17 protein-coding genes are annotated in these 14,023 nt (G+C 41.0%); 7 read left to right on the plus strand and 10 right to left on the minus strand.

The window, feature by feature from the left end; translation table 11 throughout:
• Positions 1–50: 50 nt before the first annotated feature.
• The gene (locus tag FTU65_RS00805; RefSeq protein ID WP_180066157.1) at positions 51–644 is read left to right on the plus strand and encodes a hypothetical protein; all 594 of its coding nucleotides are present in this window, start codon (positions 51–53) and stop codon (positions 642–644) included.
• A gap of 47 nt (positions 645–691) precedes the next feature.
• On the opposite strand, the gene FTU65_RS00810 is transcribed toward FTU65_RS00805, so the two are convergent.
• Positions 692–1,318, minus strand: a complete 627-nt coding sequence (locus tag FTU65_RS00810; RefSeq protein WP_180066160.1) for a class I SAM-dependent methyltransferase — start codon at positions 1,316–1,318, stop codon at positions 692–694.
• A gap of 283 nt (positions 1,319–1,601) precedes the next feature.
• Between FTU65_RS00810 and FTU65_RS00815 the strand changes: the two genes are divergently transcribed.
• Both FTU65_RS00815 and FTU65_RS00820 read left to right on the plus strand, forming a co-directional pair.
• Positions 1,602–2,162, plus strand: coding sequence for a hypothetical protein (locus tag FTU65_RS00815; RefSeq protein WP_078189325.1), 561 nt, complete (start codon positions 1,602–1,604; stop codon positions 2,160–2,162).
• Positions 2,163–2,234: 72 nt separating this feature from the next.
• Positions 2,235–2,660 carry a protease inhibitor I42 family protein gene (locus FTU65_RS00820; protein ID WP_249680054.1) on the plus strand — a complete coding sequence of 142 codons (426 nt, stop codon included), beginning with the start codon at positions 2,235–2,237 and terminating at the stop codon, positions 2,658–2,660.
• A gap of 90 nt (positions 2,661–2,750) precedes the next feature.
• Here the strand turns inward: FTU65_RS00820 and FTU65_RS00825 are convergent, their stop codons facing one another.
• Positions 2,751–3,083, minus strand: a complete 333-nt coding sequence (locus tag FTU65_RS00825) for a HopJ type III effector protein (protein ID WP_078189323.1) — start codon at positions 3,081–3,083, stop codon at positions 2,751–2,753.
• 168 nt (positions 3,084–3,251) lie between these two features.
• Here FTU65_RS00825 and crcB point away from each other — a divergent pair, with 168 nt between their 5' ends.
• Complete coding sequence (gene crcB / locus FTU65_RS00830; RefSeq protein ID WP_078189322.1) at positions 3,252–3,635, plus strand: fluoride efflux transporter CrcB; 384 nt, start codon at positions 3,252–3,254, stop codon at positions 3,633–3,635.
• A gap of 121 nt (positions 3,636–3,756) precedes the next feature.
• Here crcB and FTU65_RS00835 read toward each other — a convergent pair whose 3' ends face one another.
• Positions 3,757–4,011, minus strand: coding sequence for a type B 50S ribosomal protein L31 (locus FTU65_RS00835; protein ID WP_078189321.1), 255 nt, complete (start codon positions 4,009–4,011; stop codon positions 3,757–3,759).
• 104 nt (positions 4,012–4,115) lie between these two features.
• The gene (locus tag FTU65_RS00840; protein ID WP_180066163.1) at positions 4,116–5,414 is read right to left on the minus strand and encodes an AarF/ABC1/UbiB kinase family protein; all 1,299 of its coding nucleotides are present in this window, start codon (positions 5,412–5,414) and stop codon (positions 4,116–4,118) included.
• 201 nt (positions 5,415–5,615) lie between these two features.
• On the opposite strand from FTU65_RS00840, the gene FTU65_RS00845 reads away from it, so the two are divergent.
• A complete protein-coding gene (locus FTU65_RS00845; RefSeq protein WP_180064830.1) occupies positions 5,616–5,828 on the plus strand; it encodes a DUF1737 domain-containing protein in 213 nt (70 codons plus the stop codon).
• Positions 5,829–6,144: 316 nt separating this feature from the next.
• Here FTU65_RS00845 and FTU65_RS00850 read toward each other — a convergent pair whose 3' ends face one another.
• From FTU65_RS00850 to FTU65_RS00860, 3 genes are all read right to left on the minus strand, one after another.
• A complete protein-coding gene (locus FTU65_RS00850; RefSeq protein ID WP_168379838.1) occupies positions 6,145–6,570 on the minus strand; it encodes a hypothetical protein in 426 nt (141 codons plus the stop codon).
• 123 nt (positions 6,571–6,693) lie between these two features.
• The gene (locus tag FTU65_RS00855) at positions 6,694–8,052 is read right to left on the minus strand and encodes an MATE family efflux transporter (RefSeq protein ID WP_306670494.1); all 1,359 of its coding nucleotides are present in this window, start codon (positions 8,050–8,052) and stop codon (positions 6,694–6,696) included.
• Positions 8,053–8,093: 41 nt separating this feature from the next.
• A complete protein-coding gene (locus FTU65_RS00860) occupies positions 8,094–8,552 on the minus strand; it encodes a DMT family transporter (RefSeq protein ID WP_180064829.1) in 459 nt (152 codons plus the stop codon).
• 125 nt (positions 8,553–8,677) lie between these two features.
• Here FTU65_RS00860 and hemW point away from each other — a divergent pair, with 125 nt between their 5' ends.
• Complete coding sequence (gene hemW / locus FTU65_RS00865) at positions 8,678–9,832, plus strand: radical SAM family heme chaperone HemW (protein WP_180064828.1); 1,155 nt, start codon at positions 8,678–8,680, stop codon at positions 9,830–9,832.
• Between the two features lie 133 nt (positions 9,833–9,965).
• Positions 9,966–10,373, plus strand: coding sequence for a hypothetical protein (locus tag FTU65_RS00870; RefSeq protein ID WP_111884191.1), 408 nt, complete (start codon positions 9,966–9,968; stop codon positions 10,371–10,373).
• A gap of 42 nt (positions 10,374–10,415) precedes the next feature.
• Here FTU65_RS00870 and FTU65_RS00875 read toward each other — a convergent pair whose 3' ends face one another.
• From FTU65_RS00875 to FTU65_RS00885, 3 genes are all read right to left on the minus strand, one after another.
• The gene (locus tag FTU65_RS00875) at positions 10,416–10,718 is read right to left on the minus strand and encodes a hypothetical protein (RefSeq protein WP_168379843.1); all 303 of its coding nucleotides are present in this window, start codon (positions 10,716–10,718) and stop codon (positions 10,416–10,418) included.
• Positions 10,719–10,859: 141 nt separating this feature from the next.
• Positions 10,860–11,729, minus strand: coding sequence for an IS982 family transposase (locus tag FTU65_RS00880; RefSeq protein WP_180064899.1), 870 nt, complete (start codon positions 11,727–11,729; stop codon positions 10,860–10,862).
• A gap of 309 nt (positions 11,730–12,038) precedes the next feature.
• Positions 12,039–13,862, minus strand: a complete 1,824-nt coding sequence (locus FTU65_RS00885) for an acyl-CoA dehydrogenase C-terminal domain-containing protein (RefSeq protein WP_180003419.1) — start codon at positions 13,860–13,862, stop codon at positions 12,039–12,041.
• Between the last annotated feature and the right edge of the window lie 161 nt (positions 13,863–14,023).

Below are 14,023 nucleotides of genomic sequence, written 5' to 3' on the forward strand. Positions count from 1 at the left end.
CGTGACTCAGCCTCAGAACCGTCGAAAAGTAATAAGGACAGAATATCCACATGGAAAAACTCTTAGCGACTGCAGCCGTTTTTGCGCTCATGCTGTGGATATGGTCTGAATATTTTCGTGCCATTCCACATTTAGAGCAAACTGGTGTGCTGAAAAATTTTCAGGTCACAGCGACTCAGGCATTTTCCGGTGAATATTTGCTGTTGGATAAACGCTACTACAGTGCGAGTAGTCGTACATTACATCCGGCCGCACCGACCGTGGTGGGTGGCTTTCAAGACTTGGCCTATGTCAGCAATATTGATCTGCTACTGAGTTCAGGTGCAAATGATATCCAGTCTTTAAAATATCATCTTGAGTGGTCGCAGCAGAACCGCTGTTTTAACGTGCAAGCGAAAAACGTGCCCTCGACACAAGTTGAACAGCTCAACTCCGAATTGCAAAATGTCAGTGTGATTGCTCAATCCGAAGACGTTGCAAATCGTATTCGTCGTTTAAAATCAGGGGATCGTGTGGAGATTTTGGGTGCATGGGTGGATGTACATTCCATCAAAACAGGGAAGTCGTATAACACCTATAATGTGTTGAATAAAAAGCCCTGTCATATCCTAAAAATTAATGCCATTCGATTAATCAAAGACTAGGTATTTTTATCTAGATTTGATTGTGCTTAAACATGGCCTTGGACGCTTTAACTCAACTTCCGTGCGCGGGCGAGCAACATGCGCTGACCAATTTTTGGAATGCCTTCAGCATCAAAATACTGCGTTTCAAAACATTCAAACTGGGCATCTTCAAGCAACTTTTGCATATTACGATCCAGATGACAGCCATCCGCGACTTTCTTTTGAATGGGCGTGAGTAAATGCTGTAACTGCTTAATTTTTCGATTTTCATTGTGTTGTACATGCTCAACCAAATGAAATGTCCCTGTTGGTTTAAGGACACGGTAGATTTCTTCAAGCGCAGTTTCAATATCGGCAATGCTGCATAAGGTCCATGTACTCACGACATGATCTAGACTTTCATCTGCAAAGGGTAATTTTTCAGCACCAGCTAAAATATGCTGTACCTCAAAAGGTGCTGCATGTACACGTTCAGCAGCTAAATGAAAAATATCGGGATTGGGCTCAAGGGCAAAAACCGTATCGACATTTTGATAAAACGCTAAATTCAAACCTGTACCAAAGCCAATTTCGAGCACCTCACCAGATATAGCTAACAGGAGTTCGCGTCGTTTATCCATCAAGCTTGGTACTTGCATGACTTGATTTAAAAGATGCGGAAAAATGTGTTGTTGATAAAATTTATAAATCATAGGGGGCATTATTGTTGGCTTTTTTTTAAGTGTAAATCATGTCGTGGAGCATGAATATGGGCCAATTGACTGAATAACAGCATTTTGTTACCAAGTTCATAAGGTTTATGCAGACTGTGTGCGTAATATAGAGTTACAACTAGTGAAAACGACATTCATCAGGCTCAACCTACGCGATTTTAAGCTCATGTTCAGGTTGGGGCATTATGAATAGATGAAGTCGGCTCAATTGCAGAATTAAAATTGAGTAATGTGAAGTATTACAGGGTAAGAGGATAACGCGATGATCAAGCGAATTGCATTAAGTACTGTGCTTGCAGGCTTTTTATTGAATGTCGGTGTCCAAGCGTCTTCAGATTATAATATTGCCAAAGGCTTAGCACCTGCTGCCAAAGGCCAGTCGATTTCTACCTTGAAAGAATTTAAAGGTGATTTCCGAATTTTAGGTTCTAAAACCTATCAAACAGATGAACAAGCAAAATTTTCTCCGATCGATTATGCGGTCAGTTGGGGCTTATTTGCAGAGCCAGAAATTGCTCGGACGATTTCAGTCAATCAATATGACCGTTTCTTAAATTGGAAAATGGATCGCGTTCCTGTACCGCAAAAGCAAGCCATGATGATGGTGTCGAATATGCACATCATTCCTGCAAACCCGCAAATTGCGAAGCAAATTACTCAAGTGAAACGTGGCGATCTCGTGCGTTTAAAAGGGGATTTGGTTGAGGTGAAAGACAAAGATTTAGTTTGGACTTCATCTTTGACCCCAACAGATACGGGTGATGGGGCTTGTGAGGTTTTTCGTGTAAGTTCGATTCAGTGGATTGAAAAAGTCAAAGGCTAAACTTCGATTGCATCGAGATCGTATTGAAATCGGTGTGCATTAGATTCAAGGTAAAATAATTTGATGATGAAAATGACGATAAAGAAACAGCTTATTTTGAGTCTAATGTTGGCGAGTGGTTTGGCACTTGGTGGATGTACCAGTATGAGTTCAACTGTAGATGGGAAAACCCATGTATTTACTGAACAGCAAAGTTGTCCGACCTTGCTTGAGATGGATCGTGGACAAACTTTAGAAGTACTGTTAAACGAAAATCCAAGTACCGGATATGTATGGTCTTTGGCTGAGCAACCGAAACTTTTTAAAGTTGAAGAAGTGTTTCAATCAGCTCAACAACAAGCTGCTGCAGATGCGACACCAGTGCTTGGTGCCGGTGGTCAAAAAACTTATCGTTTTACCGCATTGACTGCCGGTGAAGAATTACTACATTTGAAGCATGCACGAGCTTGGGAAAAAACCGCGATGGCTGAATGGACTTGCAGAGTTCGAGTGTCTTGATTTGAACTGATGACCAACGATAAAAAAAGCCAGTATTTGTACTGGCTTTTTTTATTGCAGACGAACAGATTTAGAACGTCCACCTAAGCATTATTTCGCGCTGAGCGCTTGACCGTCAAATTGAATACCTTCCCAACCATTTTGCATAAATTGGCGAATGTTTTGGTGGTCAGTTGCGTCTGGTGTCGCCAAAACAGCAGCATAATGTTCAGCAAAAAGACTTAATGTTTCAGCTTGGTTTAGACCATTCAATTGGGCAAAAGAAAATACTTTGGCACTGCCTTGGTTTTCAGTTGCTGCATTGGCTTGTTTGCCATTGGTAAAAGCGGTTGCTGTGTGGTTATAACGCGCTTCAATAAATGCAATCACATCTGAAAATTTCGCAGTCCCTGCTTGAAGTTGATCTAATAATTCCTGAGCCATAATGTCCTCTTTCAATAAAAAATACCGCAAAGTGTTGCAGACTATAGCAAGCTTTGGCCCAAACATTTAACACTATTTGCGTAAATTAAATGCGTGTATATTGAAGGGAGACCTTAGGCAGTCTGTTGCCTAAATTGTAGATACCAATGATGTTGAAGTAGGACAACTATGAACTGGCTTTTGGTCGCATGTGGCGGCGCAATTGGGGCAACACTTCGCTATGCAGCAGGACTGTTATTGGCCAAGCCAACCGTGCTCTTTCCGTGGGCAACATGGTGGGTGAATATTTTAGGTTGCTTTTGTGCAGGTGTGTTTTTTGCATTTAGCCAAAAATATCCCGTTCTACAAAATGAAGCACGCTTATTGCTTATGGTCGGGATCTTAGGTGGCTTTACCACATTTTCAAGTTTCGGCTTAGAAACCTTCCAACTGCTTAGACAAGGGCAAAGTGGGCTGGCATTTAGTTATGCCATTTCCAGTGTGGTGATTGGCGTCATCGTATTGGGACTGGGATATTACTTATTTCAGTCGATTTTAAAAATAGATGTTTAAAACAACGCTTGAAATCCACAAAATTTCAGACATAAAAAAAAGAAGCTCAGGCTGGAGGAGGGTAACCCTGAACTTCTTTAATGTTTTAATTTTAAAAGAAAAAACTTAATCGAAACTGAACTTATTGTGAGCGTTTGAAACGCGCAAAGCGTTTATTAAAGTTCGCAATACGTCCTTCGTTATTCACTTGGCGTTGTTCACCTGTATAAAAAGGATGTGATGCACTTGAGATATCGAGCGTCACATATGGATAAGTTTTGCCTTCAAACTCTTTGGTTTGATTGGTGCTTAAAGTACTGCCAATCACAAAAAAGGCATTGGCATTGGTGTCATGAAAGAGCACTTCACGGTATTCGGGATGGATGTTGGCACGCATTCTTCTGTTCCTTAAATTTATTGATTAAAGAAATGTTATAACATAACAATATAAAATGCAAATATTGCCCGAAATTCATCAGGCAATCAGCGCGTCATATTCACTTAAGCGCTAGGTGGGACCAACTCATCAAAAAGATCATTGAGATTGTCATGCACTTTCAAATGAATCAAATTCCAATAATGTCCTGAAACAGTCCGGTTCACCATCAAGGTATCCGGTGACGGTTTAAACACATCCCAGTATTTAAGAGAAGGCTTAATTAATTCTACCCCGTCATGGTGCGCTGAGTTTTCAGCAAAGTCGTATTGTGTGGTCAGTGGACGCATCAGTACTTCAAGCCATTGTTCATACAAGTCCGCAGGGAATTTACCGAGTTCATTGAGGGAATGTAGGGCATCAAGTTGCTGTTCCATCAGTGGAATATCGTGCTTGCGTGCAGCATTAATCAATTGCTTAAAGTGCGACACGATTTCAGGAGACAGGGTTTTCACACCGCCGTAGTCATACACGATGACTGAACCATCTTCACGAAAGGCGAAGTTGCCCGGATGTGGGTCACAGTGGAAACGTTTAAGGAAGAAAATTTCACGGCCAATGGTACGGAATAAGCGTCTTCCCAAGGCATTTCGTGTTTCTTGTGACCATGTGCTGGCAGTTTCTATACTGTCGCCAAGCTCTAGGCTTAAAGTCAATATATGACGTGAAGAATAATCTTTATAGACCTGTGGAATGATGATTTTGTCATCCAGCGCACTATGAAACGCACGGGCCACATTTAAGTTTTGCGCTTCAATTTCGTAGTTCAGTTCGTTGTCCAAACTGTCCTGAATTTCACGAAATAGCTTGTTTTGTAACTTCCGATCAATTTTCAATACGCCCATCAGACGAAGGGCAAGGCGAACTTGTTTTAAGTCACTTTCACAGGCTTCTTCGACACCCGGATATTGCACTTTCACCACCACCTGCTGACCATTAGGTAACACGGCTTTATGCACCTGCCCAATGGATGCAGCGGCAAAAGGTTGTTCTTCAAAACTTTTAAAAATTTGCGCGAGGGGTTTGCCGAGTTCTTGTTCTACTTGGGCCTTAATTTCAGCAAAAGGCATGGCTGGCGCTTGGCGTTGTAATTTACTGATCGCTTTTGCGACTTCAGGTGGAAAAATGTCTTTGTACTGCGAGGCAATTTGTCCGACTTTCATCACCGCACCTTTCATTTCACCCAAAGTGTCTGCAATTTGCAGACCGATGTCCTGAAAAAGTTTACTGCGAGATGCATTTTTCTGTTCTTCATCGGCAGTGATATTGCGGATGGAATTGGAAACGGTTTTAGTAGCAATGCTTGCCGTCATACTGGCAAGTTTCATAAAGCGACGACCCGGTGTGCTAGCCGTTTTTGCCATGTGATGTTCCTCAAGATCATCATTTATTATCTAATACCGATCATAGGCGACAAAACACAAACTGCCTACTTTAAATTGTTAAGACTTTATTTCTATTGATAAAATGATGGGCAAAAATGTAAATACTGAAAATAATTCAGGCAAATTTAAGCCACACGCTGAATGGTTTAAAATATCGCGTCGCTAGAAGAGAACTGAACGATGAAAGTGTATCGCTATTTAACTGGTAAAGATGATGTCAATTTCTGTGCCCGTGTGACCAAAGCTTTAAATGAAGGCTATGAATTGTATGGCTCGCCAACCATGAGTTTTAATGGGACAGATGTGATCGTCGGGCAGGCGATCGTGAAAGACGTAGAAGACGCCAGCCAAGTGCCACAAGGTTTAAAAAATGCCATCGAGGCGCTTAATTAGTTGGTTTTGCTGCTCCTGTAACTTCACTGATGTTATGCCTGTAAAAGTAATTACGCATTTTTAAAAAGATTTTTAATTTTATTAGACGGAGTCTTTCATCTAGGGATTGAATAAAGGGATTAGCCTTCAGCTGGAGGTACTTTTGTTTCGGCAAAAGTACCCAAAACCATTGTCATCCGCAAAACTCGTTCACTAGCGTCTAATTATTTAAAGTATTGCAAAAACATTTTTGTTTTGAGGTAGTCCTGTCTCAAACAATTGCGGATGACATTTCCGCGTATCGTTCTTTTATTTGAATCAAATTGTGCAACTGAAGTTACTGCGTAGCATTAGTTGCTTCAGTTTTTTCCAGTTCTAAATGTGGACTGAGATATTTACTGCATTGGTTATGGTGTAAATTTTCATTCAAGGTGATGAGGTTTTGCGTCACGATAAAATCCTGATCATCCGCAGAGGCAAACTTTTGATTGGCCTTGATGAAGTCCTGATAGGTATATGCCATACCAGACTGCTGACAACTTAATTTTAAACGTGCAGTATATGAGTCCGCTTGTTGTTCATGATAAAAGCGAAAGGCTGTCCAAAGTGCTTGATTGATGTAATCAAATTCGGGTTGTGATTGGACTTTAATGGGTGCGTGATATAAAGGAAATTCATGTCGGTTGATCGTTTGTTCAGCTTGTAGTGACATGGAAAAGCCTAAGCTCAGACAGAGACTGATCGAGCGAAATACATGGGACATGTTTATTTTCCTCTTCTTCATGCTTTTTATTTATGGCATTGCTATGCAGGGTGTTAATTTGCATTAATCTTCTGCATAGCGTAGCCGTATTTTTAAGTAACTTTTTAGATGATTTTTTAGGGCTTATCCCGCTTGAGCTAAACGTTTATTCATCATAAATAAACGTGTAAGTAGCAGTATACAGGCGACAGTCAGACCCACAATTAGGCCAATCCAAACGCCTGCAGCACCAGTCGTGGTGAAGCGTGCAAGATAGATCCCGACAGGGAAGGCAATGATCCAATACGCGATCATGGTGATCCACATTGGTCCTTTGGTGTCTTGCATACCGCGTAAGCACCCTGCGGCACTGACTTGCCATGCGTCCATCAACTGATAGGCAATCGCGAACAACACCAAGTACACCGCAAGCTGAGTCACATCATAGTCATTGGTATACAGTGACACAATTTCATTACGTAAAAGCCAAAGCAGCAACATGGTAATCAGGGCAAATACCGTCCCTGTCAACATACCGACTTTCTGGACTTTTCGCATAGCCAGCCAGTTCTTTTCCCCATAATAAGTACCGACCCGAATGGTCAGCGCAATCGCTAGTGACATTGGAATCATAAACAATTGCGAGGTAATCGAAATGGCGACTTGATGCGCTGCAATGGTGACTTCGCCCAAGGGACTCAACACAATAGCGGCTGTACTAAAAATACTGACTTCAAAGAAAATAGCTAAGCCAATCGGAAAGCCGAGTTTTAAAATACGTTTGATCCATTCACTGTTCATTTTTTCAAAAGCAGCGAAAGGTTGGGTTTTTTGATAGGCCGATCCTTTGAAAACGTACATCGCCAAAGCAAAGAACATTAACCATTGCAAAATCGCGGTGGCAAAACCACATCCTGCTGAACCCAGTTCAGGGACTGGGCCTAAACCATACATAAAAATAAAGTTCAGTGGAATTAACACCAATAAGGCCAGCAGACTCAGCACAGTGACTGGACGTGGATGCCCCAATGCTTCTGAGTAACCACGTAAAGCTGCGTACATGGTGACAGCAGGCATACCTAAACTAATGGCGTGTAAGAATAAGCTCGCCTTCGGAAGTAATACTTCAGGGACACCCAATAACGGTAAAAGCAGCGGCATAGCTTGTAAGACTAATGCGGCAATGATCCCTAAAAATAATGCGACCCACAAAGACTGACGGGCGATGGTGGCAATTTTTTCAGGCGTGCGAGCACCATTGGCTTCTGCCACTAATGGGGTGGTTGCAATCATAATGCCGCTGAACAGCAGCATGACCGGTATCCATAAACCGACCCCGACCGCAATGGCTGCAAGGTCATTGGCGGACATGTGTCCAGCCATGATGGTATCAATGAGACCAAATCCCGCTTGCGCAAACTGCGTGATCAATATCGGGATCATTAAATGAAACAGTTGTTTTAATTCATACTTGCTGCTTGTTACAGCCGTGACAGTAGACACAGAATGTACTCATTTCTTGTGAGGTGCTTAGGAATGAGGTCTTAGCGTTGGAAAGTGAGAAGCACACCAATAAAAATCACCACGCCACCCAATAAGCGTTGCCAGTTAATCGGGGTTTTTTCAGTGCCGAGCAAGCCAAAATGGTCAAATACCATCGACATTAAGATCTGTCCAAAAATAATCAGACCGGAGAGGGATAAAAAACCCAGTTTCGGTGCGGTATAAATACTGATACTGATGGCATAAACACCCAAAAATCCCCCCAACCATAAATACCAAGGGATTTGAGCAAAACTTGCAAAGTCCGGTTTTTCGGCCGATTGAAAAAACACCATAAAGGCGAGGACTATTGTACCAACCAAAAAAGAAAAAAGGGCAGCTTGCAGCGGTGAATATAAATATTCACGCAATTGGCTGTTGATCGCTGTTTGAATGGTCATGGCGATGCCAATACCCATCGCGAGCGGCAGTAAGTACAATAAATGGCTGCTTATTTTCATCTTGTTATCAGCAAATTCTTTTTTAATATGATCAGTCTACTGTATTCGATCAGAGTTTTCACAAGCACTCTGATGCAGTCATGTTAAAATAAACAGTATTCTTCAACGCATTTTGAGCAATCTCCTTGGCTGAATTAAATCCTGCACTCGTTCCTTTGTCTTTATACATTCACATGCCGTGGTGTGTGCGTAAATGTCCATACTGTGACTTTAATTCGCATGCGGTGCCGAATGGTGAATTGTCTCTGGACTTAGAACAAGAATATTTACAGGCGTTGGTTGAAGACTTTAAAACCCAAGTCGATTTTGCTCAGGGCCGCCTGATTCATAGTGTATTTATTGGTGGCGGTACACCATCTTTGATTTCTGCCCAAGGTTATCAATGGTTATTTACTCAGCTCAAAGCATTGGTGCCATTTGAAAAGGGCTGTGAAATTACCTTGGAAGCCAATCCCGGTACGGTTGAGCACGATCCTTTTTCAGGTTATTTAGAGGCAGGGATTAATCGTTTATCTATCGGTGTGCAGAGTTTTAATACCGAGCAACTGAAAAAACTGGGTCGGATTCACTCGAATGACGATGCCATTTCTGCCATTCAGCATGCACGGGAAGCAGGTTTTGAACGGGTGAATGTCGATTTGATGCATGGCCTGCCTGAACAAGCGATTGAGCAAGCACTGTTGGATTTAAAACTTGCTGTTGAAAATGGCGCAACACATGTGTCGTGGTATCAGTTGACGATTGAGCCGAATACGGTCTTTTTCCGCACCCAGCCGATTCTGCCTGTCGATGATGTGCTTGAAGAGATTCAAGCGCAGGGCGAAGCCTATTTAACAGCGCAAGGCTTTATCAATTATGAAGTGTCGGCATGGCGTAAAGAAAAGCCGTCGGCACACAATTTAAATTACTGGCAGTTTGGTGACTATTTAGCGATTGGCGCAGGCGCGCATGGTAAAGTGACCATGCCAGACGGGGTGTATCGTTTCCAAAAAACCCGATTGCCGAAAGACTATTTAGCCAAAGTACCTGCTGAACATCTTCAGTTTAAGCGCATCGAAGCAGCCGACATGCCTTTTGAATTTATGATGAATGCACTTCGTTTAAATCATGGGGTGGAAGCCAAGCTATATAGCGAGCGTACAGGGGAAAGTTTAGAGCCGATTGCCGAGTTATTGAACTCATTACGTGAACGTAAATTGATGGTGAATGATCCTGCGCGTTTGTCTTGTACCGAGCAGGGACATATCTTTTTAAATTCAGTATTGGAAGAATTCCTGTAATGAAAGCTATGTCAAACTTGTTTTAAAATTTGAGCGACAAGTAATTTTTCATATTTCGAATGTAATTTGCAGAATGTGTATGAAATTATTCAGTTGATAATTGAATTTACATGGCATAAAGGAACTTCAGAAAATGAAATATATTTTAACTGCGACGTTATTAACTATAGCTTTGGTGGGTTGCACCGATAAAAAAGCACCATCAGAACAAAATGTTGCAACAGAGGCAACGGCCACAACTGCACAAACAAACGATGTTGCAGTAGCTCAAGATGAGCAAGTGATTCACTTTACAGGGCCACAAGATCTAAGCCTTGAGTTAAAAACCAAAGATAATTTTGAAACCGCACAATTGACTGATAATTCTGATCGTGTGTATGAATTGAAACGAGGAGTTTCAGGAAGTGGTGTACGACTTGCCAACGACCAAGGTGTTTCAATTCACTTTAAGAACTTTAATGGTGTGAATGAAGGCACTGTTGAGTTGGTAAAAGATAAACCCATAGAGATTAAAGAATTTATTGCTGATAAAGCAAAGTAAATATTAAAAAAGACCGCATGAGCGGTCTTTTTTTAATTTAGCTTAACGATGTTTCGGTGGCATTGGCGGTAATTTATGCTGCGAAACAGGTTTGTGTTGATTGCCTTTAAAAGCTACTGCCTTATGATTTTGTTTGGCAAATTTTGCATGAGCGTGTTGATGCTCTTTTTTCACCATTTGCGGCCCAGCAGGTTTGTGATGTGTTGCTTTAGGCGGTACAGGTTTTTTTTCGAAGTGTGCAGCAGGTGGCGGATTTTTATGATCGAATGCAGGCGCTGCCATTGCAGACATTGTCGCAGTTGTTGCAATTAGACAAATCATTAATGAAGACATCAATTTTTTCATGGTTACGCTCTTTATGAATCAATGAAGTCATCATAGGGGGAGGCTATGGAGAAGATATGAAGTTGTATGAGATACAAATGTAAAGCTAAAATCATCGAGTGAAATTTACTTTAAGTATTTAATATTTAACCCGAATCCCGCTTAAGCCAATGATTCCATAATTTGAATTGTTGGTTTATTTTGATGATTAAGTTGATATGCACATAACGATGCGTAAATCCCACTCAGAAATCCATGAATACTACGAGCTTTACTCGTCACTAAATTGTATTGTCCTTTCAATAAGCTGAATAACGTTTCTATCTTATTTCGTTGTCTTAAGTGATATTCATCTGATGCAGATAGTTGGATGGATTGCATGTTTTTTCGATGGTAAGTAATTAAATCAATACCTTGATCTTTTAACCTGCTTTTTAGTTCCTGGCTGATATAACCACGATCTCCATATAGCTTTGCTTCTAAGCCGTCAGCCAATTGCTCAACCATTTTTATGTCAGCTATATGCCCATTTGATAAAGTAGAACAAGCGATTTCACCAAATGGGTTCATCGCAATATGTAGCTTACAGCCATAAAACCAGCCCATCGAGCTTTTACCACGAGATGCTATTTGAGCTAATGATTTATGGCGTTGAATACGTTGATTTTTACAGACTGGCAAAGTCGTTGAATCAATCCACAAATATTGGGTATTTTGACCTTTCATCAGAGCCACATGTAAAGCATGTATTGCTAATTGGTGCATATTGATCAGATGAATCATCCGTTGGTAACATGGTAAGCTTTTAAACAAATGTCTTTTATCTTCTTTTAACCATGTGAAAAAGGCTTTGAAATTGCTGAAATAAGAACATTTATACCAAATGGCAATAAAGCAGATTTCTGAGATCGTCAGATGAGCACGTCTGATTCTTAAAGAATGGCTATTTTGTTTGAGAAAGTTCCAATAAGTTGCTTCAAATTTAAGAAAGAAATCATCAATTACGCAGAATAATTCGGTACTATTGAACATTAGGACTAGAGTTGTGAGTTTTGTGTGGTAACTCAACTGATGGCTCTAGTCTTCTTATTTTCAAGTTTATTTCTTATCCGCGATTCGGGTTATTTATTAAATAAAATTATGTTTAGCGATAAGGTGTTCTATTTTTGTTGAAAAATACAACAATATTTCTCCATATAAAGTTCATCTTTATACATTGTTATTACCTCATGAAGAAATTAAGAATACTACTCGTAATTCCTATAGATCAAAATTAAAAGAGAAGACAAAAAAGACCGCCGAAGCGGTCTTTTTATAGAGTCATTTAACTCGGTTTAAAGCTTAGTAGTCAAAGCTAAAGTGTTCAGGAGCCAAAGAAGTCATGGTCTTCGATGGGTTAACCATTGCTTCAGCGTGACCTTGTGAGCGTGGTAATAGACGTTCAAAGTAGAAGTCAGCCACTTTGATTTTTGCTTTATAGAACTCAGGAACTTCTGCACCATTGCCTTCTGCTAATTTTTCAGAAGCTACGGCAGCTTGTTGTGCCCAGAAATAAGCCATCATCACGTAGCCAGAGAACATTAAGAAATCGACAGAAGCAGAAGATACGATGTCACGGTCTTTACGTGCTGCAAGCATGATACGAACCGTTAATGCATTCCACTGTGCGCAAAGCTTCGTTAAGTCCCACGCAAAACGACGCATGTATTTGTTACGTGCATGTTGACCACAGAACTTCAAGATTTCAGCTGTGTAGTCACGAATCACTTTACCTTTAGAGGTCAACAGAACTTTACGACCAATCAAGTCTAGTGCTTGAACGCCTGTTGTGCCTTCGTAGAGAGTAGAGATACGTGAGTCACGAACAATTTGTTCCATGCCCCATTCTTTAATATAACCATGACCGCCGTATACTTGCATACCATGGTTTGCAGCTTCATAACCCATTTCGGTTAAGAAACCTTTGAGAATCGGGGTGTAGAAGCCTAAGTGGTCATCATGTGCTTCAAACGCTGCTGTATCACCGCGGGTTAAAGCATCAGTCATTTTGTCCGCAATTTGAGCTGCATAGTAAATCATTGAACGGCCGCCTTCAGCGATCGCTTTTTGAGTTAAAAGCATACGACGTACGTCTGCATGGTGAATAATCGCATCGGCTACTTTTTCAGGATCTTTTTTACCTGAAAGTGCGCGCATAGACATACGTTCTTTGGCGTATGGAAGTGCGCCTTGGAATGCCAATTCAGCATGTGCAATACCTTGAATTGCTGTACCAATACGTGCAGTGTTCATGAAGGTGAACATTGCATGTAGGCCTTTGTGTTTTTCACCGATCAAGTAACCAATGGCATTGTCAAAGTTCAGCACAGCTGTTGCTGAAGCACGGATCCCCATTTTGTGTTCAATCGAACCACACGTTACAGGATTGCGTTCGCCCACAGTACCATCTGCATTCACAAGGAATTTTGGAACGATGAATAATGAAATGCCTTTTGTACCTGCAGGTGCATCTGGAAGACGTGCAAGAACGATATGTACGATGTTCTCTGTTAAATCATGCTCACCCGCAGAGATGAAGATTTTTGTACCAGAAATTGCATAGCTACCATCAGCTTGAGGTTCCGCTTTGGTTTTTACCTGACCTAAGTCGGTACCGCATTGAGGTTCAGTTAAGCACATGGTGCCTGACCAAGTTCCAGCAACAAGGTTCGGTAAATATTGGTTTTTCTGTTCTTCTGAACCAAATTGTAGAATGGTGTTGATACAACCTACGCTGAGACCCGGATACATTTGGAATGACCAGTTTGCTGTACCCATCATTTCAGATTTGATGAGATTCAACGACTGTGGCAAGTTTTGACCGCCAAATTCTTCAGGGAAAGACAGACCTTGCCAGCCACCCTGTACAAATTGGTCATAGGCTTCTTTAAACCCTTTTGGTGTTTTCACATCACCATTTTCAAAATGACAGCCTTCTTCATCACCCGTTTGGTTCAAAGGCGAAAGGATATTTTCACAAAAATCTGCTGCACCTTCTAAAATCATGTCGACAGTGTCTGCATCAGCAGCTTCACCATTAGACAAAGTTTTGTAATGTGCTGGGTAATCGAGCACTTCATTCATTAAGAAACGAATATCGTGTAAAGGCGCTTTATATGCAGGCATAGTCTTAATCCTAATATCTAAATTTTTTTGGATTATCTGTATTGATGCTTTGATTATTCATAATTTCATCAAAAAAACATTGATGAATACGCCCTTAAAAAATGTCAGAAAGGCGAATTGTAATATTTAACCAACATGTGAAAAATAAACTTCTGATAGAC

Source organism: Acinetobacter sp. YH12129, from assembly GCF_013418685.1.
In the GTDB taxonomy this organism is placed as follows: Bacteria; Pseudomonadota; Gammaproteobacteria; order Pseudomonadales; family Moraxellaceae; genus Acinetobacter; species Acinetobacter amyesii.